Origin of the sequence: Jeotgalibaca caeni (assembly GCF_028863945.1) — a bacterium.
Lineage (GTDB): Bacteria > Bacillota > Bacilli > Lactobacillales > Aerococcaceae > Jeotgalibaca > Jeotgalibaca caeni.
The window spans coordinates 1-24,975 of sequence record NZ_JARBEA010000040.1 but is presented as its reverse complement, the minus strand read 5'-3'; the positions used below and the strand labels follow the sequence as shown (position 1 = coordinate 24,975).

General features: G+C 39.9%; 26 protein-coding genes and 1 pseudogene. 11 read left to right on the top strand and 16 right to left on the bottom strand.

Annotated features, from left to right (window positions below; genetic code table 11):
* From PVE40_RS09020 to PVE40_RS09000, 5 genes are all read left to right on the top strand, one after another.
* The coding region (locus PVE40_RS09020; RefSeq protein ID WP_274731580.1) for an IS30 family transposase at positions 1 to 309 on the top strand (309 nt) is incomplete at its 5' end.
* Positions 310 to 317: 8 nt separating this feature from the next.
* The gene (locus PVE40_RS09015; protein WP_274731579.1) at positions 318 to 1,019 is read left to right on the top strand and encodes an ATP-binding cassette domain-containing protein; all 702 of its coding nucleotides are present in this window, start codon (positions 318 to 320) and stop codon (positions 1,017 to 1,019) included.
* Between the two features lie 24 nt (positions 1,020 to 1,043).
* On the top strand, positions 1,044 to 1,733 hold the full coding sequence (locus PVE40_RS09010) for a hypothetical protein (RefSeq protein WP_274731578.1): 690 nt from the start codon (positions 1,044 to 1,046) through the stop codon (positions 1,731 to 1,733).
* Between the two features lie 193 nt (positions 1,734 to 1,926).
* Positions 1,927 to 2,679, top strand: coding sequence for a class I SAM-dependent methyltransferase (locus tag PVE40_RS09005; protein WP_274731577.1), 753 nt, complete (start codon positions 1,927 to 1,929; stop codon positions 2,677 to 2,679).
* Positions 2,680 to 2,977: 298 nt separating this feature from the next.
* Positions 2,978 to 3,967 (top strand): sodium:calcium antiporter, encoded by a 990-nt coding sequence (locus PVE40_RS09000; protein ID WP_274731576.1) that lies wholly within the window; start codon positions 2,978 to 2,980, stop codon positions 3,965 to 3,967.
* 133 nt (positions 3,968 to 4,100) lie between these two features.
* Here the strand turns inward: PVE40_RS09000 and PVE40_RS08995 are convergent, their stop codons facing one another.
* The 6 genes and pseudogenes from PVE40_RS08995 to PVE40_RS08970 form a co-directional block, all read right to left on the bottom strand.
* Positions 4,101 to 4,301, bottom strand: coding sequence for a hypothetical protein (locus tag PVE40_RS08995; RefSeq protein WP_274731575.1), 201 nt, complete (start codon positions 4,299 to 4,301; stop codon positions 4,101 to 4,103).
* Between the two features lie 110 nt (positions 4,302 to 4,411).
* Positions 4,412 to 4,999 carry a hypothetical protein gene (locus PVE40_RS08990; protein WP_274731574.1) on the bottom strand — a complete coding sequence of 196 codons (588 nt, stop codon included), beginning with the start codon at positions 4,997 to 4,999 and terminating at the stop codon, positions 4,412 to 4,414.
* A gap of 32 nt (positions 5,000 to 5,031) precedes the next feature.
* Positions 5,032 to 5,817, bottom strand: a complete 786-nt coding sequence (locus tag PVE40_RS08985; RefSeq protein WP_274731572.1) for a hypothetical protein — start codon at positions 5,815 to 5,817, stop codon at positions 5,032 to 5,034.
* A 131-nt stretch (positions 5,818 to 5,948) separates the two neighbouring features.
* Positions 5,949 to 7,409 carry a DEAD/DEAH box helicase gene (locus PVE40_RS08980; protein ID WP_274731571.1) on the bottom strand — a complete coding sequence of 487 codons (1,461 nt, stop codon included), beginning with the start codon at positions 7,407 to 7,409 and terminating at the stop codon, positions 5,949 to 5,951.
* 138 nt (positions 7,410 to 7,547) lie between these two features.
* Positions 7,548 to 8,653 (bottom strand): annotated as a pseudogene (glf, locus tag PVE40_RS08975) (UDP-galactopyranose mutase).
* Between the two features lie 13 nt (positions 8,654 to 8,666).
* Entirely contained in the window at positions 8,667 to 9,746 is a 1,080-nt protein-coding gene (locus tag PVE40_RS08970; protein ID WP_274731569.1) for a glycosyltransferase, read from the bottom strand.
* 243 nt (positions 9,747 to 9,989) lie between these two features.
* On the opposite strand from PVE40_RS08970, the gene truA reads away from it, so the two are divergent.
* Positions 9,990 to 10,733, top strand: a complete 744-nt coding sequence (truA, locus tag PVE40_RS08965; RefSeq protein ID WP_274731568.1) for a tRNA pseudouridine(38-40) synthase TruA — start codon at positions 9,990 to 9,992, stop codon at positions 10,731 to 10,733.
* 52 nt (positions 10,734 to 10,785) lie between these two features.
* Here the strand turns inward: truA and PVE40_RS08960 are convergent, their stop codons facing one another.
* Positions 10,786 to 11,385: a rhodanese-like domain-containing protein gene (locus PVE40_RS08960; protein WP_274731567.1), complete on the bottom strand. Its 600-nt coding sequence runs from the start codon at positions 11,383 to 11,385 to the stop codon at positions 10,786 to 10,788.
* Between the two features lie 185 nt (positions 11,386 to 11,570).
* On the opposite strand from PVE40_RS08960, the gene PVE40_RS08955 reads away from it, so the two are divergent.
* From PVE40_RS08955 to fabV, 4 genes are all read left to right on the top strand, one after another.
* On the top strand, positions 11,571 to 12,953 hold the full coding sequence (locus PVE40_RS08955; RefSeq protein ID WP_274731566.1) for a TrkH family potassium uptake protein: 1,383 nt from the start codon (positions 11,571 to 11,573) through the stop codon (positions 12,951 to 12,953).
* Between the two features lie 12 nt (positions 12,954 to 12,965).
* Positions 12,966 to 13,634 (top strand): potassium channel family protein, encoded by a 669-nt coding sequence (locus PVE40_RS08950; RefSeq protein ID WP_274731565.1) that lies wholly within the window; start codon positions 12,966 to 12,968, stop codon positions 13,632 to 13,634.
* Positions 13,635 to 13,808: 174 nt separating this feature from the next.
* Positions 13,809 to 14,543: a glucose 1-dehydrogenase gene (locus tag PVE40_RS08945; RefSeq protein ID WP_274731563.1), complete on the top strand. Its 735-nt coding sequence runs from the start codon at positions 13,809 to 13,811 to the stop codon at positions 14,541 to 14,543.
* A 388-nt stretch (positions 14,544 to 14,931) separates the two neighbouring features.
* Positions 14,932 to 16,128, top strand: coding sequence for an enoyl-ACP reductase FabV (fabV, locus tag PVE40_RS08940; protein ID WP_274731562.1), 1,197 nt, complete (start codon positions 14,932 to 14,934; stop codon positions 16,126 to 16,128).
* Positions 16,129 to 16,266: 138 nt separating this feature from the next.
* Here fabV and PVE40_RS08935 read toward each other — a convergent pair whose 3' ends face one another.
* The 5 genes from PVE40_RS08935 to PVE40_RS08915 form a co-directional block, all read right to left on the bottom strand.
* Entirely contained in the window at positions 16,267 to 16,944 is a 678-nt protein-coding gene (locus PVE40_RS08935; protein ID WP_274731561.1) for an ABC transporter ATP-binding protein, read from the bottom strand.
* The gene (locus PVE40_RS08930; RefSeq protein WP_274731560.1) at positions 16,944 to 18,071 is read right to left on the bottom strand and encodes an ABC transporter permease; all 1,128 of its coding nucleotides are present in this window, start codon (positions 18,069 to 18,071) and stop codon (positions 16,944 to 16,946) included. Before PVE40_RS08930 ends, PVE40_RS08935 begins: the two co-directional genes overlap by 1 nt.
* Before the next feature lie 91 nt (positions 18,072 to 18,162).
* Entirely contained in the window at positions 18,163 to 18,735 is a 573-nt protein-coding gene (locus PVE40_RS08925) for a TetR/AcrR family transcriptional regulator (RefSeq protein WP_274731559.1), read from the bottom strand.
* A gap of 541 nt (positions 18,736 to 19,276) precedes the next feature.
* Positions 19,277 to 19,561 carry a hypothetical protein gene (locus tag PVE40_RS08920; protein WP_274731558.1) on the bottom strand — a complete coding sequence of 95 codons (285 nt, stop codon included), beginning with the start codon at positions 19,559 to 19,561 and terminating at the stop codon, positions 19,277 to 19,279.
* Positions 19,531 to 19,785, bottom strand: a complete 255-nt coding sequence (locus PVE40_RS08915) for a BspA family leucine-rich repeat surface protein (RefSeq protein WP_274731557.1) — start codon at positions 19,783 to 19,785, stop codon at positions 19,531 to 19,533. Before PVE40_RS08915 ends, PVE40_RS08920 begins: the two co-directional genes overlap by 31 nt.
* A 76-nt stretch (positions 19,786 to 19,861) precedes the next feature.
* Between PVE40_RS08915 and PVE40_RS08910 the strand changes: the two genes are divergently transcribed.
* Entirely contained in the window at positions 19,862 to 20,017 is a 156-nt protein-coding gene (locus PVE40_RS08910) for an OsmC family protein (RefSeq protein WP_420828525.1), read from the top strand.
* Positions 20,018 to 20,094: 77 nt separating this feature from the next.
* On the opposite strand, the gene PVE40_RS08905 is transcribed toward PVE40_RS08910, so the two are convergent.
* The 4 genes from PVE40_RS08905 to PVE40_RS08890 form a co-directional block, all read right to left on the bottom strand.
* Entirely contained in the window at positions 20,095 to 21,264 is a 1,170-nt protein-coding gene (locus tag PVE40_RS08905) for an NADH-dependent flavin oxidoreductase (protein WP_274731556.1), read from the bottom strand.
* Between the two features lie 28 nt (positions 21,265 to 21,292).
* Positions 21,293 to 22,078, bottom strand: a complete 786-nt coding sequence (gene yghU, locus PVE40_RS08900) for a glutathione-dependent disulfide-bond oxidoreductase (protein WP_274731555.1) — start codon at positions 22,076 to 22,078, stop codon at positions 21,293 to 21,295.
* A 145-nt stretch (positions 22,079 to 22,223) separates the two neighbouring features.
* Positions 22,224 to 24,005, bottom strand: a complete 1,782-nt coding sequence (gene spxB / locus PVE40_RS08895; protein ID WP_274731554.1) for a pyruvate oxidase — start codon at positions 24,003 to 24,005, stop codon at positions 22,224 to 22,226.
* Between the two features lie 484 nt (positions 24,006 to 24,489).
* Positions 24,490 to 24,975, bottom strand: a 486-nt coding sequence (locus PVE40_RS08890; protein WP_274731553.1) for a hypothetical protein, incomplete at its 5' end; no start/stop codon positions are given.

The following is a 24,975-nucleotide window of genomic DNA, read 5'->3' as shown; positions in this document are numbered from 1 at the left end:
AAGTCCATCACCTTTGATTGTGGGAAAGAATTTTCCAATTGGAAAACCCTAAGCAACCAACATGACATCGCTATTTACTTCGCTGATCCTGGAACGCCATCACAGCGTGCATTAAATGAAAACTCCAACGGATTGCTGCGAAAAGATGGGTTGCCAAAAGAAATGGACTTCAACCAAGTGGACCAAACCTTTGTTTCATCGGTTGCGAACAAGCGAAATAACATCCCACGAAAATCCTTGGCATATCAGACGCCACTGGAAGTATTTTTGAGTTACCTAGATGAATCTACTTTGTCTAGCTTAAATTGACAAATCAAATGATTACCAACTACGATGGTGAGATTGAAATTAATGGAGAGAATACGAAGAATAATGATGAGGCCTTGAAACAGATTGTTTATGCTGGCGGAGAAGTCAATAAACACAATAGTCTTTTTCAAGGGAAAATAAAAGATTTGCTCAAGGCATACAGTCTGATGTATGACTCCTTCGACCGAGAATACGCAGAAATGATGTTAGAAAGTTACGGCATTAAGGTCAAAAATAAATTTTCTAGTTTATCGACTGGGAATAAAACACTCGTACAAAACACCATTGGAATCGCTACTCGAGCACCCATTACTATCTTAGATGAACCGACAAATGGGTTGGATTCTGTTAACCGCCAAAATTTCTTCCGCTTCATGATGGAAGATTACGCAGAACACCCACGCTTGTTTATGTTATCAACCCATTTAATTCAAGAGGTAGAAAATTATTTAACCGACGTTGTGATATTAAAGGATTCAAAAGTTTTAATTCACGATACGTTAGAAAACATTCAATTAAAATCTCACCTCGTTTCCAATCATCGTTTCGAAAACAAACACGTTGTGAGCGAAACGACCTTTGGATCAAGCTTTGAGCAAGTCATCTATGATGACCTTTCAGAAGAAGAAATAATTATGATTAAAGTTAATGGCGGAGATCGAAAACCGTTAAACTTACAGAGCTTATTCAATGCACTTGTGCAAGACTAATTCCATTTACTTAAGGAGGACATTATGAATCGTACCATTAAATTTCAATTATCAAATCTTAAAACAACTATCCTATATTCAGCCTTGATTTCTTATGGCGGACTCGCCCTTATTTACGGCATTTACTTTCTATATAATCGAAATGCGATAACGGATATTTTTAGTCAGCCAATCTGGGTAAATCTATTATCCTTTATAGCAACGCCAATCTTTTTGCTTTCGATTACCTATGCTTTATGGGATGGAATGGTTTCTTTTGATGCGTCTATCCGATTTGGTACTTCCAGACGTTCTTACTTCATTACACAACTATTCATTTATATCATCCTGTCAGTGTTAGTTTCAGCTGCTGCAGGCATTTCTGAAGTAGAGTGGGCTGGATCAGCTTCGAATTATTTCACAACGATCGGGAAAAATTATCTTTCTTTAGGATACATCATGACCGAATTTCTAGGAACCTTATTACTAGCAATATTGACTTTGTCTTTTTACCGCTTCAAATCGAAAACTTTGATCCCAATCGTTGGTTCATTTGGCTTATTTATTATGTTTCTTTCATTGTCAACTTCAATCGACAGCCCATTTATTTTTGAAATAATTATCCATATCGTTAACTTTGTAATTGAATATAGAGAATTATTTATCGGCTTCCTTGCTGCCTTCATGATTGGCGTTTATTACCTGTTCATTACCAGAACGGAAGTACAAGATTAGACTCGTTTGCTTGAGACAGACTCATTTTAATAATGAAGTCTGTCTTTTTTCTTTCATTCAGTCTTCCTAACATTTCCTTCCCATAATGGAGGAATAAACTGTATAATGGAACCATTCGGAGGTTGTCCTATATGGGAACTAGAAACTTGAAATCTGCCTTGTAATTCATCACACTACAAGGAGGAAAAAATACATGCAAACCAATTGGGAAAAAACATATTATAAAAAACAATTTGAATGGATTCAATCACAGCTGAGTGATTCATCAGCTTCTTTTTTTGAAGAAGAAGCGGCCTTATTGCTTGAACAAGTGGGACGCCCCTTTACTACTGTACTGGAATTAGGAGCGGGCCGTGGTGAGGTTGCCAATGAGTTGGCTCGGCGCGGCAAAGAAGTGACTACCATTGAACTAGTAGAAGAAATTGCTGAATATGCATCTGCCCGCGCTCACTCCAACGTTCGCGTGATGTGTGACGACTTTTATACAGTGGAATTACCAGCAAATTTCGATCTCATTTTGTACTTGGACGGATTTGGTGTCGGTACGGATCAAGACCAGCTCTTCTTACTAAAACGCATCTATGGTTGGTTGAATGACGATGGATATGCATTAATCGACATTTATCAACCGCTCTACTGGCAGAAAGTTGCTGGAAGAGAGATGGATCCACTTGGCACGAAAAAAGTTAAACGCAAGTATGACTATGATTCTGTACAGAATCGAATGACGGATACTTGGTGGGAAACGAATCAGACTGATAAAAAAACAACACAGTCTTTAGCCTGCTACTCTCCCGAGCAAATTTATGCCCTATGCGAAAAAGCAAATCTACAAATTGTAGGCTATTTCCCTGGAGGAGCGATGGATTTCGAGGCAGGCACGTATCGGGAAACAACTTCCTTCGAGGAATGTTTGTCTTACCGTATCAAGCTAAAAAGAAAATAAATAAACGGAACCTTTTCTGGGATTAGGCTCAGGGAAGGTTCCGTTTGGTTATCAAACCTATACCAAATTATTGTACATCGCTTCAGCATCTGACAATTGAAATTTCCGTAAAACCAGTGGATTGATTTCAAGCTTTTCTGTGCCTGTATGTCTTTTATATTATCATTTTGAGAAGAATACCTTCTGTTTAGTAAAAACCTTTGTTTTTGGTACAATGATTCTGAAAAACATTTTAACTTGTTTCTATTTTTAACCGCAAGACAAAATGATATCCTTGGATATTTCTTAAGGAGGGCTTATGGAGACACTCATTGAAAGTCAAGGTTGGTTCGTGCTAGCTATTATATTCCTTATCTCACTCTTTATTTTGTCGAAGGCAACCGATACGTTGATTGATCATGCGGTTTCTCTATCCCGAGAGTTCAGAGTCTCTGAAATCATTATTGGAGCCACAATTGTTTCCCTTGGGACTACTTTGCCCGAACTATCTACGGCCGTTGTAGCTGTACTTCAAGGAACTACTGATTTTGCCTTAGGAAATGCGATTGGATCGTTCATCACCAACACAACCCTTGTTCTAGGTGTCGGCTCATTGGCAGGTGCGATTCCAGTTATGAGGACAACAGCCAGACGGTTGCCATTCCTGATTGGACCTCTTATTATTATCATTGTAGGGAGTTTGTTTTCTTCGTCAGGAACCATTCAGCCTCTCATTGGCGTAATTTTACTCCTATGTGTTCCGATTTATCTCTTGACCGCATTTCAAAATAAAACAAACGGCGCCAATACTGAAAAAGAGACCCCTAAACGCAAGTATAATGCTGGAATGATGTTCAAAGAAATCAGTATCATTTTCTTCAGTGCCGTTGCCGTTGCTTTTAGTGCCACAGTGTTGGTTACCACTGTGGAAACAGTCGCTACACGATTAGGAATTTCTGAAGCGATTATTGCTGGAACCATTGTAGCTTTGGGAACAAGTTTGCCTGAACTAAGTACCACTTATGCTTCTGCTCGAAAAGGATATGGAGGATTAGCCATGGGGAACATTTTAGGCGCAAATATCCTTAACCTGCTCTTAGTTTTAGGCGTATCTATTTCTCTATCTTCTGGGGGCTTAGCTGTTCCTTCCATTTTCTATCAGATTCATTTTCCAATTGCCTTGTTATCAACCGGTTTACTCGCCTATTTTATCTTCAACACAAAGAAATTAGAGATAAGCAATCTCGAAGGTAAGGTTCTCTTAGCTATTTACATTGTCTACCTACTATTCAATATTTTCCCTAATTAAAAATCTCAATAAATCAGTAAAATAAAAGCCGTTCTATCCATACTTACTTGGATAGAACGGTTGTTTTTATGCTCTTCTATGAGTGTGTCTACTCTTAATGAACAGCTACTTTGTGACAGATAAAAGCAATTCACTACCCCTTATTAAAAACGCCTCTCTGCTTGAAAAATACAATAACAGAAATAAGCATTAAAAGAATACCCATTATAATAGGAATCCAACTTAGAATATTATCCATCATCTGTTGAAGATTAAAACCAACCATTGCTAAACCGATAATCAGAAAAACGATACCCATAAAAAATCGGAATCCATTAAAAGTCTTGCTGTTCATCCAACCACTCCTTTCCCATTTATTTTAGTTTTCATATAACGATAAGACTACTTTGTTATTCTTGAATTTATAAGATAGATTAAATAAAAGGATGTTAATGATAAAATCTACTAGATAACAAATGCTACGCCGTTCCCTTTTTGGAATGGCGCTTTCGTTTCTGTAAAGACGAATTCATACGTTTCTTTATCACGAGGCAAAGCCGGTGACACTAGGAATGTGATTGTTTCGTGACCCATCCCACCGCCGCCGCCTTGGTTTCGACAATCATAATGCGTGCCATCTTTTCCTCGGATTGAAAGGTCAAAATAAGGATGCTCTTGTTCATCCATAGGAACACGATCGACATGCAGATGAACGATGCTCGCATTTTCATACTGGCGCACAAAGGTAACGGAGTAAAAATTACCGTCTTTTTCAAATGATTGAAGAATAGGCAGGTTTCCTACGAATCCTTTTGGTTCTACAACAGGTTTATAGAGTTCTTCAAATAGAAAACCTGAAAACGTGCTGTTTAAGAAATCTTCATAGAAATGATATTTTTTAGCCCATTCTTCAATGTGCTGTTTCGTTGGAAAGCCTGGATTGTTATCGGAAAGTTCCTTCCGTTTTTTGATAAGTTGGCAGATTTGTTCGTCTACACTTTCAATTCGGTTGTCATAGTGATCTGTAGGCGGTACAAAGGAAACTCGTTCCATCAGTTTCATCCTCCATTATTGATTACTTCCTTTCAATTCTCATACATATCTACAATACTTCCATCTTCGTAAACCTGATAAAGTCCTACTGTTCCGCTACCTCCTTGGGATTGAATGGATTTTGATACGGCACTTAGTTCATAGTACGATCCCTCTTCATGATAAATGGCATACCCTAAAACAATATCTTCATTAAACCCTTCTTGTTCTTTGACTATCCTAAACGCATCTTCTACAGTGAATGAAACTGGATCTTCTTCTATAATATTTTGTTTTTCGATTAAGGTTATCACATCTTGCTCATTTCCTGTATCAACCTGAACAAGTACGGGATTGTTGGCGATATCGTTTGTATATTCAAGCATCGTTTGCCCTTCAGGTACGACACCTTGCTGCCAATGAGATGGCACTTGATAAAGGTTAATCGTTCCATCTCCATTACTGCTATAGGTAACCACCCCATCTGCCATGATGTTCCCAGATAGAGCGATTACATCTTCTGGATAAGTGGCACTTTCTTCTATTTCATAGGAGTTAATCGGTTCTCCTTTGGATATAAAAGAAATATTCAGCTCCTCTACCTGTTGATTCCCAATCACTTCTAGCCAAACACGGGCATATTCAATTTCTTCAGCGGAGTAGGCTGCGAGAATATTTTCTTCCTCGGAAGAATTGTTATCTTTTGCTACAACTGATGCGGTACGTTCTTTTGATTCCACTACGCTCGAAGATTCGCTTTCCTTATTTTGTGACCCAGAGTCTTCACAAGCCACCAACATAGCTGCCAGAAGGGCGAACATTATTCCTGTTTTTCTCATATATTTCTCCTTATTACATGGGGCGAGGTGATTCGTCTCTGTATTTTCATGAAATCGTTTTTCTAAGTATATCACATTCGGGCAGTCAAAAAGCCCCGCAAAATGAATTGCGAGACTCCTTCTACCGATTCTTATTTTCTCCGTGCTTTATGAACTTTCAAGGTTTTTCCTTTAACAGTACGGTTCTGCATTTCGGAAATAACATAAGCGCCTTTGCCGTTCAAGACTTCAATGTAGGTAACATTTTCCTGAATGGTAATGATTCCAATATCTTCAGCATCCACACCTTTAATACTGGTTAACGTACCCACAAAGTCAATCGCTCGCAATTTTTTCTTCTTGCCGCCGTTGAAGTAAATTTTGGTAATGTCTTTATTCAGCTCTTTGTTGCGGGCGATCCTTGGAGCCACTCTTGTTTGAATTTTCTTCTCAAAGGCAGCCTTTGCCCGTGTAACGGTGCGTTCATTCGGAGCGTTGATTTCCGTAACTTCGTGATTTTCGTTAAAGGCATAATCACGAACCTCTTGCCAACGTCTTCTGTCCTGTTCACTTACCATCGTCAAAGCTAATCCCGTTTTCCCGGCTCGACCAGTACGGCCAGTACGGTGCGTGAAGCTCTCCTTCTCAAAAGGAACATCATAATTAATAACATGAGTCACATTTTCAATATCGATCCCACGAGCCGCAACGTCGGTTGCCACTAGGTAACGCAGTTTACCAGAACGGAAGTCATTCATCACAGCTAAGCGATCGTCTTGATCCATACCGCCATGCAGCTTATCAATCGGTAAGCCGGCCTTTCCTAGATACGTATCTACCACATCAACCACATCTTTCGTATTACAAAAGATGATGCAGCCGTCTGGATTCTCGACGGTTATCAAATCTAGCAGAAGTTTTTCCTTGGAGTCTTCCTGCACGTTGATGTAGGAATGCAAGATTTGAGGCGTGTTCTCTGCGGTCTTCTCCATTCGAACTGAAACGCGATCAGCACTCATGTGAAACGTCGCTAAACGCTCTACTTCTGGCGGCATCGTGGCAGAAAACAACATGGTTTGGCGTTTGGTTGGCAGGTAGTCAATGATTGCTTCCACTTGTTCGATGAATCCCATATTGAGCATTTCATCCGCTTCATCCAGCACCAAGCTTCGAACTTTATCGACTACTAAGGTTCCTTCTTTTAGATGCTCTAAGATTCGGCCTGGCGTACCGACTACAATATGGCTTTTTTGTTTTAATTCAGACTTTTGGATCTTAAATGAGGACTTACCGAAGACAGCTGTTACTTTCAACCGTTTCAACCGGCCAATATTCATCAGGTCGGTCTTAATCTGTAGTGCCAGTTCCCTTGTTGGAACCAGAATCAAGGCTTGCGGCTTGTTTTCTTCCCAAATCGCTTGCTCACAAAGGGGAATCCCAAAGGCAACGGTCTTGCCGCTTCCTGTTTGAGACTCAACAATGATGTCTTGATTCTCCAAAGCTAACGGAAGAACCGCTTCCTGTACCGTGGTTGGTTTATGGTACCTTAAACTTGTCAGTGCTTTTTGTATTTCGGGACTGATCCCGTATGACTCAAATGATTTTTTATCCATAATTTCCTGCTTTCTTTTTCTTCGCTGAACCAGTATAGCAGAACGAGGAGCGAAAAACTGTTTTTCGCTGAAAATGAGAAGAATCTTAGTAACAAAGAAAGGCGAGGAAATGGTTCTTTCCCATTCCCTCGTCCAACATTAAGCACCAAACTCTTTTGCGACTGCTTTCAAAGCTTGGCTGATGACATGATGCATGTCATAGTATTGATACTTCGCTAATCTACCGCCAAAGATTACCTTTGCTTCGTGGTCGGCCAGCTCTTTGTATTTTTTGTACAAGGCTGAATTCTTCTCATCATTTACCGGATAATACGGTTCGTCCCCTTTTTCCCATTCCTTCGGGTACTCTTTCGTAATGACCGTTTTCTCTTGGTCACCAAACTCGAAATGTTTGTGCTCGATGATTCTTGTATATGGAGTTTCTCTGTCTGTATAGTTCACTACCGCATTTCCTTGGTAATTGGCTGTATCCAGTACCTCGTGTTCGAAAACCAAACTGCGGTACTCCAAGCTGCCAAACCGATAATCGTAATACTCATCAATCATTCCGGTGAAGACAATCTTCTCCGCTAATGGATCTAGTCTTTCTTTTTCTATGAAATAATCGGTACTTAACTCGGTATCTGTACCTTCTAACATTTTATTAATAATGACATTATATCCGCCAATCGGAATCCCTTGGTACGGATCGTTGAAATAATTATTATCGTAGGTAAATCGTACCGGTAATCGGTTAATGATAAAGGAAGGAAGTTCAGTGCCTTTCTCCCCCATTGTTTTTCCGTATAGCCTTTGATTAGTTTCTCGTATATATCAGTCCCAACAAGTGAAATTGCCTGTTCTTCTAGGTTACGAGGTCTGGTGATCGCGGCTTCTTTTCTTTGTTCTTCAATTTTTTCTTTCGCTTCTTGCGGTGTAACAACGCCCCATAACTTATTGAAGATGTTCATGTTAAAGGGGAGATTGTAGATCTCACCGTTATAGTTCGCAAGGGGAGAGTTGGTATATCGATTGAATTCCACGAACTGGTTCACGTAATCCCAAAGGTACTTGGAGCTCGTATGGAAAATATGTGCCCCATATTTATGGACATTGATGCCTTCCACATTTTCACAATAAATATTCCCGCCTAAGTGGTCTCTGCGGTCAATCACGAGACATTTCTTGCCTCTTTTTTTGGCTTCATATGCGAAGGTTGCGCCAAACAAGTCCGCGCCTACGATTAGGTAATCGTACGTCTCCATCCTTGTTCCCTCCTTACCCGTTTACTTGTTTTAGGGGTGCTGCATTTTTCTCGGCTACTTTTTCTTCAATGAGTTGACACATTTGCTGACACGTATCATCCCACGAGAAGTCTTTCAGGTACGCCTGCACTTCTTCTTCCCATTCCAAGCTAATCTCTAATGAATTCTTCAAATGATCCGCAAACTCTTGGCTGCTTCTCCCAATTTTCACGAGACCTAAATCTTCATATGGATGAACCACATCATGAACCGCAGTCGATACGACCTTTTTATTGGCGGCCAAAAATTCAGGTGTTTTGGTAGGGCTGATGAATTCCGTCGATTCGTTCAAAGCAAACGGCATAACGGCAGCATCGCAATTCGATAAATAAGAAGGAAGTTCATCATATTTCTTTATTCCCAAGTAATGGATATTTTCAGCTTGCGGAAGACTGGAAGGATCAATCTTCGCGACAGGTCCAACCATCACAAAATTCCACTCCGGCATCAGGGAAGATACTTCTTGTAGTAGCTCAATATCAAACCGTTCGTCTAACACACCATAAAATCCTGCTCTTGGGTGAGGGATAGACTGTTGATCTTCAGGATCTGGAAGTGGCGTGATGGCTTGGCCAAAGTGTTCCTTGTCGATACTGCTTGGGAAGCAGTAAACAAAATCATGGCTCTTCTTCTTCGCTTCATACAAACTTCTGCCGCCGGTGAAAACAAGATCAGCCTTTTTGAAGAGTTCTTTCTCCAGGTCAATCAGGTTTTGAGGGGCAAACTTAAATGCTGCTAACTGGTCCATGCAATCGTATACAACTACTTGCGGGTTGAAAGAAGACGTGTATTCCAAGGCCATCGGTGTGTAATACCAGAAAATATCTTGCTCAATCTTAAAATCTTCATAAACTTGTTTGATGATTTCTTCGAGTAGAGGAGCGTTGTTCCTTTCTGCTTGTGTGAGTAGAGGTACAATAATCGTTGCTCCTTCTTCACTTACATAATGATGATAATTTGCTCGCTTATTTCCATTCTCTAGATAGTTTTGATACTCTTCTTTCTCAATATCCTCAGGTTCTTCAAAATAAAACGTTCTGTATTCCTTCGACATTCTCCCAATCAAATGTTGGGGCCTTTGGTATACAAAATTTCATCTTAAATGTGAAAAAATTGACATATCCATCGAGCATTCTCCTTTTGTAAAGTTAATGGAACTATCTTTTGCAAAAAAATGGCATACCATCATTTTAGCACCGTTACGCAAACGCGACCAATAATAAGCCTGCACTTGTTCCACTTGTATGTATCCACTATACTTAGATTGCTTTAGTACTTATGAATGATGAGGGATAAAATGAGAAATATTAAAATGACCATCGAATATGATGGAGGCAGATACTTAGGCTGGCAGAGACTGGGGGATTCGGACAAAGCGATTCAAGGAAAAATCGAAAAAATTTTGTCGGCTATGACGGGTGAAGAAGTGGAGATTGTTGGTTCTGGACGAACCGATGCAGGAACGCATGCCAAGGGCCAAGTCGCTCATTTCAAAACAGAATCCAAGATGGAGTTGGCTGCGATGCAAGACCACCTCATTCGCTACCTTCCACGCGATGTGATTGTGAAAGAACTGGAAGAAGTCCCAGAGCGGTTTCATGCCCGCTATCATGCAACCGGGAAGAAATATACGTACCGCATCTGGAACTATGCCATCCCTTCTGCCTTCGAGCGCCATTACAGCTATCATTATCCGGGAACCCTTGATGCTGACCTGATGAATGCCGCTTGCCGGAAATTGGAAGGAACCCATGACTTTATTGGTTTTTCTTCTTTGAAAAAGTCTAAAAAATCAACGATTCGAACCGTTAATGAAATAACCATCCGACAAACGGGCCCTCTCTTAGAGTTTTCTTTTGTTGGGGAAGGTTTCCTCTATAATATGGTTCGTATTATGATGGGAACGATTCTGGAAATTGGTGCTGGGACAATGACAGTGGAAGATATAGAGGCTATTTTTGAGAATGGGGTCCGGAGCGAAGCTGGAATGACCGTCCCTTCTCATGGACTATTCCTGGATGAAGTTTATTATGATGCTTAATCAATAGAAAACGATCCCCTGACCGAATCATTGGTCAAGGGATCGTTCTTTTTTATTGGTTGTTGTTTCGATACTGTTCGACTGCGCCCATTCCGCCTGCAATGACAATTGGTTGGTAGCCTTTGTTATTCAAATAAGAAGCAGCAGCAGTTGCCCGGTTACCGGAACCGCAGAGTGTATAGATTGGTTGCCCTGCATCCAATTGGCTGACATTTTCAACTAACTCTTCCAGTGGGATATTGATGCCATTTCCTTCCGGAGCAGGCCGGGTAATTTCATCTGGATGACGCAAATCTAATAGAAGATAATCCCCTTCTACCTCCATAAATTCTTCTACAGAAATGGTTGGAGTAGATTCTTGCTCTTCCATCGGTATATCTTTATCCAGCAGAAAACCTGCTACATTCTCGATTTTTGCATCGGTTAATCCTTGCATAAACGAATCTATGTTTCTGCTATCTTCTTCTGTAAGGACGAAAACAAGCTCCTTCTCCTCACCCAGAAACTGTTTACCGTATTTTACTAAGTTACTAGGATTCAGGTTCAATGCCCCTCTTACGTGACCTTTTTGAAAGAGATCTTGCGAACGTAAATCAATTACTTGTTTGTTTTCGAGTTGATGAAGTGTTACCTTCAAAAGTGGGTTTTTCATTTGAATCTCCTCTCCTAAACGAATCTTTATTCCTTCTCAAAATATACCATGAAGAACGAGGTTTTAGAAATAAATATCGATTTACTTACCAGAAATCTTACCATCTCTACCTATCTTTTTGGAGAAGTATGTATTAGAATATCTATATCTCAGAGAATCTTTGACAATAAAGGAGGCTATTTGTTTTGCTAAAAAACATAGAGAGCTGGACTACTTCGCAAAAAATTGCTTTTAGTTTTGCGTTTGTAATCTTTACCGGCTCAATCTTATTAACTTTACCTATTAGTCAGCTTCCAACATCTGAAGCAACCTATCTGGATAATCTTTTTTCTGCGGTATCAATGGTTTGTGTAACTGGTTTATTCACTGAATCTATCGCAGACTCCTATACACTATTTGGACAGGTCGTCAGTATGATCCTCATTCAAATAGGTGGATTGGGTCTTATGACCCTCATTGCGTCACTTGTGACCCAATTCAGTAAAAATAAAATTGGTTTCAAGAATAAGTTAGCCGTTCAAGAAGTTATTAACCGCGGAGATGCAAGAAATTTTCGTAGTTATATCGCCACAATTATTAAATACACGTTTGTCATTGAAGGAATAGGAATGTTGCTCCTGAGCTTTTATTTTGTTCCTGAACTAGGATGGGCAATGGGGTTATTTACCTCCCTATTTCTATCCATCTCCGCTTTTTGTAATGCTGGCTTTGATATCATGGGTAATCTAAGCCTCATTGAATATGTGCATAATCCTTTAATCAATCTTGTGATTTGTGCGTTGATTATACTCGGAGGAATAGGTTTCTCTGTTTGGTTCGACATCTCTAACACCTTTGGCTTTAATCGAAAGATGTCTCAAAGACTTCCTTTTCTGACACGTATTCGATTATTGACCATCCACACCCGTTTAGCAATTGCAGTTACGCTCTTCTTGTTAATTAGCGGAACAATTGTTTTCATGATTGCCGAATATACAAATGAACAAAGTATTGGGACTTTTACTTTTGGCGAAAAGTTATTGGCTAGCTTCTTCCATACAGTTACCATGCGAACTGCTGGATTTGCTACCCTTGATTATACCACTATTACTCCATTTTCTATGTTTTTCAGTGTGATTACGATGTTTATCGGTGGGTCGCCTGGTGGTACAGCAGGTGGATTAAAGACCACAACCATGGCAATCATTGTACTGATGATTTATAATGAAGCTCGCGGGCAAGGAAATATTAATGTTTTCTACCATACCATTCCCCAAAGAGTTGTTCGCCAAGCATTGATTATTTTTATCGCCCTACTGACTACTTTGGCAATCGGGACTAGTTTATTATTGTTATTAAACCCGGATATGAATCCTCTTTTCCTATTGTTCGAAGCTGTATCAGCTTTGGCGACAGTCGGTGTGTCAGCAAATATAACACCTCAACTTGCAGCAACTAGTCAAATTGTCATTATGTTCTTGATGTTCGCAGGACGTATCGGACCTGCTACGTTGGTAGATAGTATCATACGAAAAAACAGAGCCGTAAAAGATATCGAATATTCAAAAGGTACCCTTATCATTGGTTAGGAGCGTCATAGAATGAGTAAATTAATTGGAATTTTAGGTTTAGGGATTTTTGGTTCTACCATAGCAAAAACTTTGAGCGAGTACGGCAGTGATGTCATTGCCATTGATAAAGCGGAAGAAAATGTAAATCGTATCGAGGCATTTATCACAAAAGGAATTGTTGGAGATTTTACGGATTTGGAACTCTTACAGTCCATTGGTCTTGAAGATTGTGATGCTGTCGTGATTGCTACTGGAACTTCTTTAGAAGCAACTTCCCTGGGAGTCTTAAACTGTAAAAAATTGGGTATCAAATATATCATCGCAAAAGCAAAAAATAAAAGCTATAGAGAAATATTAGAAGAAATCGGAACGGATATGGTGGTTCAACCTGAAAAAGAAGCGGGTACACGAGTTGCTAAGAATCTTCTGCGAACAAATATCGAAGATATCGTTCGCTTAGATGACAGCACATCCGTTGTTGAGTTCTATCCACCTCAACGTTGGATTGGAAAATCCTTGATTCAACTTGATTTACGTAAAAAATACGATATTAACATTATCGGAATGCGTCGTTCAAGAGGTGGAAAATTATTAGTATCGTTCGATCCAAAAGAGCCAATCGAAAAAGATTCTGTACTGGTAGGAATTACAGAATCAGATACTTTTGAACAAATTGATTTTTTGAATCAATTGAACTAATTATGCTTGAAGAGTATACCCAAAAAGAGCCATAGTTTGGCTCTTTTTTTGATTTCACTTTTATTCACAATAAAAACAAAATTGATTGACATTTTCAGAGTAAAGCTTTTTACTGTATACTATGCAACATATTGTCGTCTAATATGAGTCAAATTAATTTTAGGAGGTTTTTAAATGAATCGTTTAGCAGGAAAGGTAGCAGTCATTACAGGTGCAGCTCAAGGTATGGGAGAAGCGCACGCGAGACTATTCATCGAGCAAGGTGCAAAAGTAGTCCTTACAGACTTAAATGAAGAAAAAGGATCTGCACTAGCCGCAGAATTAGGTGACAACGCCCTTTTCGTAAAACAAAACGTAGCTTCTGAAGAAGACTGGGCAAACGTTATTGAAAAAACAGAAGAAACGTTTGGTCCTGTCAATGTATTAGTAAACAACGCCGGAATTACGATGGCTAAAAATATATTTGATATTACCTTAGAAGAGTACCGCCGAATCGTAGATATTAACCAAGTCTCTGTATTCTTAGGTACGAAAGCTGCTGCAGCATCCATGATGAAAGCGGGAGGCGGTTCAATCGTCAACGTTTCTTCCATGAATGGATTAGTTGCTGGAGCTGTAGCGTACACAGATACAAAATTTGCCGTTCGTGGTATGACGAAGGCAGCTGCAATCAACTTGGCACCGATGGGCATTCGCGTTAACTCTGTTCACCCAGGTGTAATCGCTACCCCAATGGTTGTTCAAGAAGATACCAAAGCAGTTGTTGAACAGTTTGCTAAGAGTATTCCATTGAAACGCGTAGCACAGCCTGAAGAAGTAGCCAATATGGTTCTCTTCCTGGCTTCTGATGAGTCTAGTTACTCTACCGGTTCCGAATTCGTGATTGATGGCGGATTAACCGCACAATAATTTTTCCAAATCATAAGAAAACCGTTCATCTTTTATCGGATGGACGGTTTTTTTGTGATTATAAGTAAGTAAACGGGTTAAGCATTTCTAAAAAGAACCACCAGAAACAATCCCAAAAAGCTTCCTTGAAGGATGCTTTTTTCCGGATTTTTTGGTAGAGTGCAACAAAAAAAGAAATTAGAAAACACACGATACTATAGAACAATACAAACAACGGAATCATGACGAGCCATTCTTTCATTCGAGGTGTCCCCTTCCTTTGCTTCATTATATCACAGTTTTTTTAGACGCGATGTCCTATATCCGTCGATTTTAGTAGGTAATTTATTCAGAAGAAGCTTTTTCTGCTATGATATCTTTATGACGATTTATTGAAGGAGGATTCACCATGTTGGAGTTCAAACAAAATATTCGGGGTAATGTAGCCCTTGGTGTCAACCCACTTGGATGCAAGCAAGAAGTGTGGAATCAGATTGATTATGTGAAAAGGAAAGGGACTTATGAAGGTCCCAAAAAAGTATTGATTATCGGCGCGTCGTCTAGCTATGGCTTAGCTACCCGCATCAGCCTAGCTTTCGGTACAGGGGCAGATACAATCGGTGTTTCTTTCGAAAAGGGACCGAAAAATGAACGGAATCTCGGAACCGCTGGCTGGTATAACAATATCGCTTTTCGCGAAGCTGCTGAAAAAGAAGGTCTGGTTGCGAAGAACTTTGTTCAAGATGCCTTCAGTCACGAAGCTAAACAAGAAGTAATTGATTACATTAAAAACGAGTTTGGCGGTAAGGTAGACCTGGTCGTTTACAGCTTGGCAAGTGGTGTAAGAAAGGATCCGGAAACCGGAGAGACCTACCGTTCCTCCATCAAAGCCATCGGAGAGCCTATGGTTGGCCCGAACATCAATATGCAGGAGCAAAGTTTCTACACACAAACGTTAGAACCTGCAACCGAGCAAGAAATTGCTGATACCGTCAAAGTAATGGGCGGTGAAGATTGGGTACTCTGGATGGATGCATTAAAAGAAGCTGACGTGTTGGCAGACGGCGTTTTGACAACGAACTATTCTTACTTAGGAACAGAGTTGAATCACCCCTACTATGGCAACGGAACTCTTGGACGTGCGAAGGCAGATTGTGATGAAAAAGCCGCTATTATTAATGAATTACTGGCTGATCTAAATGGGAAAGCCCGAATCGTAGTAGCGACAGCAGTTACGACCAAAGCAAGTTCTGTAATTCCTTTCTTCCCTGTTTATTGCATTGGCCTTTACAAAGTCATGTCTGATAAAGGTACCCACGAAACACCGATTATGCATATCGACCGCATCTACCGGGATATGGTGTACGGTGATAAACCAGAATACGACGAAATGGGTCGACTCAGACCCGATAGTTGGGAATTAGATGCCGATACCCAAGCAAAAACAAAAGAGTTGATAGAAAAAATTAACGAAGATAATTTCACTTCCGATATGACTGCGTATGACTTGTTCTACAAGGAGTTCTCTAATTTGAGCGGCTTTATGGTCGATGGGTATGCAGATGAAGAAGTTACAATAGAAGAGTTGAAGGCGTTAGAAATTTAATTCTTGTCCCTTTACATCTAAAACGACGAATGGATTCTATGCTAAAAGGCAGAGAAAGAGCCGTACCTCCATCTGAACGGAGAGTACGGCTCTTTCTCTGGGTATAGGGAACAAGCTGGAAAAAATATAAGTTAATATTTAATGTTGTTCACTTAGTATACCGTCTTCGATGCGGTATACACGGTCACAATAAGATAACATTCGTTCATCATGTGTAACCATAACTGCAGCCTTTTTACGAGCTTTCACTTCTTTAGCAATTAAGGAAACCACTTCATGTGCTCGTTTGGTATCTAAACTTGCGGTTGGCTCATCAGCTAGAATGATTTTTGGATCATTCATAAATGCACGAGCAATGGCAGTCCGTTGACGTTCGCCTCCAGACAATTGGTGTGGGTATTTTTTCAATTTATCACCCAATCCAATTTCTGTTAACAACTCTTTGGCGAATACGCGGTCTTCTGCAGTAACTTTACCGCCCATTTTCTTCACTACTAATAATTGATCCAACACGTTTAAGTACGGAAGCAAATTAGAAGTTTGCAAAATAAAACCAATTTTAGAAAGACGAACATTCGATAGTTTTTTCTCAGATAAGCTGGCAATATCTTCCCCATCAATCATTACTTGACCTTCTGTCGGCTGTAGCAAAGCTCCAGCAATCGATAGGAATGTACTTTTTCCTGAACCCGATGGCCCAATAATAGCAATAAACTCACCAGGTTCTACATTGATAGATAAGTTGTCTAATGCGGTGTTGGTAAAATCCGCTTCTTTATAGACTTTTGTAACATTGGCTAAACGAATCCCACTCATTATTCAACCCTCCCTAAGGCTGTAATTGGATCAATCTTGATAATACTTCTAATCGAAAATAGCGTTCCGATCAAACTGGTTGCCAATAAAACGAAACTATAGAGGAGAACCATTTCAGGCAATAAGTTAAATGGCATCCCTTCCGGCAATGCAAGTGTCATTAAGTAGGTAAGTCCGACTCCAATGGCAATGCTTACGGTAGATAGAAGGAATACTTGTGAAGCAACACTCTTAATGACAAAGCCATTGCTCGCGCCAATTGCTTTCATCACACCAAACTGATGAACTTTTTGTGTAGTTAAAACGTAGAAGAAAACAGCCATCACAAAAGCTGAGATAAAGATTAACAACCACAGCATCAAGTTAATCGTACCGCTCTCAGCAGAATAACCTGGCACACCATTTAAGGTTTCACCCATATCCGCAACCTCGATGCCATCAATCGCACTTGCTAATTGCTCTTTGTCTACATTATTTCCCTTTACAAATATAGCACTAACGGGTTTCTCAATTCCCCTATCAGAACCAGGAACAATGTATTTTATATCGCGTAACGCATCCATCGTGACAAAAACGGCTGGCATATGGTTTAAGGTTTTATTTTCTACGAATCCAACGATTTCATATTCTATTCCGATTCCACTTAAGGTAATCGTGTCGCCTAAGGCAAACCCTTCATCTAATAGGCTATCGTCAACTAAGACTTGATTTGGCTTGTCTAATTCTAGTGCTTGACCAGAAACAACAGCTGGTTCCAAGAAACTACCGGGTTCCACTCCAACGAATAGAACAGAAGTTTTCTTTCCCGTTTCTTCATCAACGTTCGAACCACGCAAAATTCCACCGGGAGTTGTTGCGATACCAGCTGCTTCCTCCACACCGTCAACTTTGAGAACTTCATCTACCATCCTTTCTGGCAATGTCGATTTCCCTAACGTAAATTCTGCCTCCTCTTCAAAAATAGCCGCATCTAGACCGGAGTAACGAATAACAGCCGTACCTAAATCGGATAACCCATTTCCTAATCCAGATAAAACAAAAACAAGCCAAGTAATCAAAACGATAATGAAACCAATCAGCATAAAACGTCTTTTCGAAAACCATAGCTCTCTACGTGCTAAAAACATAATTCTCCCTCTTTTCAAAATATTAATGAAAGCTGGATTAAGTATACTCCTAAAGTGACACATATGTCACTAATTATGTTTTATATTTTCTTTATTTTTTCAAAATTCCTTCGAACAGCATCTTTTTTACAAAATACGTATACTCCTCACGAGATAAACCGGCCTGGTTCGGTAAGTTAATACTATGGAAAATCGTTTCAATCATAATCATGGATGGTATTTCTGGATTGAGGAACCCTGTATCTTTCCCCTCCTCAATAACTTGTTGAATAAAGCCGAAGAAGCGCATATGCAAGCCTTTTGATTTTATAATGTCCGGATTTCCTTCATTTTCCTTGGTCCACTTCTGCGTTGGAACCATCGCTGAAATAGCATGTGTATCGGCATAGCCAAACACGATATCCATCAAAAGAGAAATTTTTTCCGCATACGTTGCGGGCCAGACAGTTTCTTCTATTTCTTCAACGACTTGTTCGAGTTGATAATTGAGATAAGCTTGCAGAAGTTCATTCTTATTCGCATAATGCTTATATAAGGCTGTTCTGGTAATATCGAGTTCTTTCGCTAACAACTGGAAAGAAAACACATCATACCCTACTTCCAATATGAGGTCATGGGTTGCTGCATACAGTTCTTCTTGCGTAAAGGTTTTTTTACGTGCCACTTTTATCCCTCCGTTTCGAGGTTCATTTGTTCCGTCTCTCTCACATTATACTCTTTCCAGCTTCTCAAGCGGGCTTTAAGCTACGTTTGAGAAAAAATTATTTTCGTTCAGAATATGTTTGCCGGCTTTATGTTAGAACAGAAATTTTGCAAAACGGTTTGGTAACCCTTCAAATTATAGGTTTGAAACACAAAACCAATGGAATGATTGCAGTACACCCCATTATCCAGAAGGACCCAAATTTATGTTCTCTAAATCCCAACGACACATCGCTTAAAGCGGTAACCCACTCGCTTGCTTCCTATGGTTTGGTGATGTGATCCAACTTGAGCTTCAACATACCCATTCCTTCATCTATCCTTCAGGAATACAGTCAGAAATTTACGTGCTTTCACGTTTGGATTATTACACAAGAGCAATCATCTAAACAGTGTCTTGTTTCTCTCGGGTGGAGAATTCTTTTAACATGGAAGAGGAATTAAGGTAGGAATGGTGAAAAAAGAGACCAGAACATTTTTGTCCCAGCCTCATTAGCTATCGATTACGGCTCATTCTTTATGGAGAAAGCTGGTTGGACATCTCCTCTTTCCTTGTAAATAAGTTCGTTTAAACTTTTCTTCTCGGTAACTGATCCAGCATATCCTCTTTTTGTCGCTGCTCTAAAAAACATCCCTTCCAGCTCTCCACCTCCTGTATCCCTCATATCAAAATTACTTAGATCTAAAGTTTCTACTTGAGAGTTCGCAAACACGTAAGATATATCCATTACAATTGTTGTGTTAAAGTTGCTGACACTCATTTCTTTCGCTTCGCTCTTATAAAACATCCCCCTATGTTCCATATATTTTGGGTATCCAAACTACTTAAATCAAGCACATTGGCTGTTGAACTTGCAAACAGTTCACTCATTTCTTCTGCATTACTAGTATCTAATTGAACTTTCTCAATATTAGAATTTGAGAACATGCCGCTCATATCGGTTACATTGCTCGTGTCTAAGTTTGAGAGATCCAGTTCCTTTATTTTTAAATATTCAAACATTTTACTCATATTCGTTACATTTGGATTGTCGGAGTACACATCTAAGACATGAGGAGATGTCTCGCTTAAAGATGCAAAGTCGAAATTGAAAAATAGCTTCAAACTAGGCGTTGAAATGGAAGTGGAAATAGAAGGAGCTTCAAAAGAAACAGCACAAGAGTTGGTAGAAGCAGCTCACCAAGTATGTCCTTACTCCAATGCAACGCGTGGAAATATTGATGTTACGTTCAAAATTGTATAAGTTTCCATAGATTGAAAAACGCTGCAGACCCCATTCAAGTTAGCCGGGGTTTGCAGCGTTTCTTTTATTTTGTTCCTTTACTGTTTAGGCATGGCTGATTTGATATAGTCGAAGGTTGCTTGAGGAATCTTCCCACTTTTATTTAACCCGAGCATCATGATTGGGAAATTCTTCGGCAAATCTAACTCCTCGTAACGGCCTGTTACATCAAAATTGATGTCATCTTCTTGGCCATTCGCAATTTTCTGCTTCATTTCAGGATCCAAAATGACAGCAGAAGCCAACGCCACGATATCTGCATAGTTCAAAGCATCCAAAGCTGCATCGGCACTCAAGATGTCACCCGCTGCGATTAACTTGGTTCTGCCGGCAATCAACTCATAAATGACTTGGTTGATTACTTCGCCTTCATGTTCCCCCATTCGGGCTTTCGACTTGTATGCTTCTGCTCCCCATAAGGATGTGTGAATATAATCAACACCTAATTCGGCTACTTGATCAATCAAATAAAGGGCTTCATCCAATGTAAAGCCTACTACGTCACCGTGAATTTCTTCCGGGCTGATCCGGTACCCAACAATGAAGTCCTTTTTGTTGCGTCTTGCTGCTAATTCTTTTACCCGTTTCGTAATTTCTAGCGCAAAAGCGGCACGCTTCTCTAGGCTGCCACCCCATTTATCATTACGCTTATTGGATAATTTTGAGAAAAATTGCTGGATCAGGTAGTGGTTCGCGCCATGAACTTCCACGCCGTCAAACCCTGCATCCATTGCACGCTCAGCTGCCTTCACAAATTGTTCAATCACTTCTTCAACCTGCTCTTCGGTCAATCCTGTAATCGGATATTCCAAGAAGTCAAACTCTAATGAACTTGGTCCATAGGCTACGCCGCGTTGTTGGAAGGTAACCCTCGATTCCCGGCCTGGGTGGAAAATTTGGCAGATGGCTTTATTCCCTTTTGACTTCATCGCTGTAGCTAATTGAGTCAAACCTTCCAACTGCTCATCACGATAATTCCCAAGTCCATAACCAAATGCATTCCCGTACTCGCTAACGGTAGCGGCACCGGTAATCAACATGGAGGCTGCATCTGCACGTCTCTTGAAATAGTTGATATCGTCTTCCGTTACATCACCTTCCAGAGATGAACCCGCGACTACCATCGGCGCCATTGCAAAGTGTGTATCAATTTTCACACCGTTATTAAATGTTACTTCTTCAAATAATTTTTTGTATTTCGAATTCATAGCCGTGCTCCTTCAATTCTATTGGTTATTAATTCAGTGATTGATACTCTACTGCCAAACCTTTTTGAACGCCTGGCCGCTCCGCAATGCGGTTGGCCCATTTCAATACATGCGTATATTCATCCATATTCAAGAATTCATAGGAGCCTTCATATAACTTTCCTTGCGCTAGACGACCATACCAAGACCAAATCGCAATATCTGCGATGGTGTACGTGTCGCCTGCAAGATACGGCCGTTTTGCCAAGGTTTGATCCAGCAGATCTAACTGGCGTTTTGTCTCCATTGTGAAGCGGTCAATTGGGTACTTCAGCTTCTCTGGCGCATAGGCAAAGAAGTGACCGAAGCCGCCGCCCACATAGGGTCCTGCTCCAATTTGCCAGAACAGCCAATTCAAGGTTTCTGTCCGGCCATGAATATCGATTGGAATCAGTTGACCAAATTTCTCAGCTAAATAAAGAAGAATCGAGCCTGATTCAAAGATTTTCAGACTTGGACTTTGACTCTGGTCAACGAGGGCTGGAATTTTGGAGTTTGGATTAATCTCGACAAAATCTGAACCAAATTGATCGCCATCTCCAATGTTAATCTTATAGAGATCGTAGTCTGCACCTTCTACACCTAACTCTTTTAGCTCTTCCAACATCACCGTTATTTTGATACCGTTCGGCGTTCCTAGTGAATACAATTGGAACGGCGCCTCTCCTACCGGCAATTTCTGTTCAAAACGACTTCCAGAAGTTGGTCGGTTGCCACCCATACTTGGATTTTCCTCTTCCCACTGCCATACTTTTGGTACTTCATATGCCGTCATAAAACCACTCCTTCTAAAGTTTTTGTACCTTTATCATACTATTAATCAGTCCACATACCCAGATAGAAGCTCATTGTTTGAAAGGTTGATAACAAAAAAGGTGAGTCACCTTCATCTGGCGACTCACCTTTTTATTAAACTAAAATTATTTAGATACTTTAGATTCAAGACCTTCAGCTTTTAGGAATGCGCTAAATGGAATCAATTCTTCAGCTTCATATTTTTCTTTGTAAGCTTTGATTTCTTCTTCGCTGTAGAAAGCAGGGTCTAATTTCAATGTTTCTACTGGAATTGGACGATCTTTCGTAATTTTAGCGTCGATTACAACTGTTTTGCCTTCTTTGTTTGCTTTAACAGCAGCAGCCATTACTTGATCCATATCTTCGATACGGCTTACTGTGAAACCAACAGCACCTTGTGCTTCACCAATTTTAGCGTAGTCTACGTCAGTAAATTCAGTACCAAATGTATTTGTGTTTGTATCTTCATATTTGTTCTTGATGAATCCATATTCCGTGTTTGTGAATACTACGTTGATAACAGGCATGTCATAACGTACGTTCGTAACAACGTCTTGATAGTTCATAGAGAACGCGCCGTCACCCATTAGGTTAAATGCTTGACGATCAGGGTAAACGTTCTTAGCAGCAATCCCACCAGGAAGTGCAATACCCATAGAAGCAAACAATGGAGAAGTTCTCCACATGTTTTTAGGAGTCATGTGTAAGTGACGGATTGATGTTTGAGTTGAGTTACCAACATCAATGGAGTAGATTGCATCTTCGTCAGCGTATTTGTTGATTGCGTTGTATACTTGATAAAGTTGTAGTGGACCTTGTTCTTTTGTTTCCAACTTCGTCATGTAGTCACGCCAGTTTTGAATGTTCTTCAAGTTTGCATTCCACCATGCTGATTCTTCAACAGGTGCTACTTTTTCAAGTAATGAATGAACGGCTTCACCAGCATCGCCAAGGATGGCAACATCTGCATTATGACGTTTACCAAGCATCGTTGGGTTGTTGTCAATTTGGATGAAGTTTTCAACGTTTGCAAATGTTTTTTCTACTTCAGCAAATGGGAAGTTAGAACCAACGAAAAGAACAGTATCTGCTTCTTTAACAGCTTCGTTAGCTGGTTTCCAACCAACACGGTATGTGGAACCAGTTAATGCTTCAAAGTCATAGTCGAACGTTTCGAAGTTTTTACCAGTTGTAATAACTGGAGCTTTTAGTTTACGAGACAATTCTTGAACTGCTGGACCATGTCCCATTGTTCCGATACCTGCATAGATAACAGGACGTTTTGAGTTGTTTAATACTTCAACAGCCGCATCGATATCTGCTTCATTGATTGCAGAAGAAACGTAATCACGGTAGCTGTGACCTGAAGAGTAGAATGCATCGTTCGCAATTTCGTGGTAACCGAAGTCGCCAGGTACTTCTAATACAGCCACTCCACGTTTCGAGATAGCAGTACGGATTGCATCGTCGATTAGTTTTGGTAGTTGTTCAGCGTAAGCAACACGACGGTTGTATACTGCGATATGATCAAACATTGGATTTTGGTTCAATTCTTGGAAAGCATCCATGTTTAATTCTCTTTGTGGACGAGATCCCAAGATAGCTAGAACTGGTGTGTTATCCATTGCAGCGTCGTAAAGACCGTTGATTAAGTGAGAAGCACCAGGACCACCTGATCCAACACATACACCTAATTTTCCGCCGTATTTCCATTGCATTACGGCTGCCATTGCTCCAACTTCTTCATGTTTTACTTGAAGGAATTTAATATCTGTTTCTTTTTGTTCACCCAAAGCTTCCATTAAAGGAGCCAAAGTACCTGAAGGAATTCCATAAATTGTGTCGATTCCCCAACCAGCCATTACTTTTAACGAAGCTGTACTAACTTTAGTCTTACCATCTGTCATTATAAAAATCTCCTTAGATCAATTTCACCCTAATAAGCGTTAATAGTATCTTACCACTTTTAAATAAAAATTCAAAGCATAATCCTATCAAAATGCGTTTTCATGAGGAGAATGACAATTCTTTTACCTTTCTCTAACGAACCATTCAGATTCTTAAACGCTGTTTCATTTCTGAAAAAAACTGTTTTAATTTTCGAACTCGAAGTAAGTGAATTACGTAACTTTAATTTTAATAAAACATCTTTATTTAATGTAGACGGGGCTTGTTTTTGGACAAGTGAGGATAACGAAAACGCTCAACTTTTCCATTTTTTTCACATTTGAACAGGTGTTGAGCTCCTCTACATACTAGATAGAGAAAAAAAGCAAATAAACATGAAACACATCTGAGTAACCAGTTTTTTTCGTATAAAACCCCCTTTACCTATCGGCAGGGGGTTAGAATGCATATATAAATTTTATTACTATGCAAGCTTTTCTACTACTAAAAGTCATCTACGTAGGAATCGGTTGTATATTCGGTTCCGATCTCATCTACAAATATTCTAGGAGCGGTTTGCGTTAAACGGTAGTTGATTGCGTCGCCACTTTTAATGGTATACACATTGTCTTTTTTAGTCACCGTATAGGGGCTATATTCACCCACTTCTAGAGGCAGATCTCTATTCTCTGAACCAGCGTCATTCGATGTAATAGGAACGTAACGATCATAAACAATAAACGTAGAATCTGTAAATGCTAATTGATAGGAAGCTGCAATTTCATAGTTCCGTTGCGAGAGAAGAACGTTGTTTTCAGCCCACGAGTCTGTGACATCTTTTGATCGCAACGTCATAAATAAAACCCCAATTACGACTGCAAGCACACCAGTAATCAACGAGAAGATATATTTACCTGAATAATTCATAGTTTTTCTAATATGCTCTCTAAACCTTGTCCCGTCCTTGTTTTTCATATTGTTATCCGACAC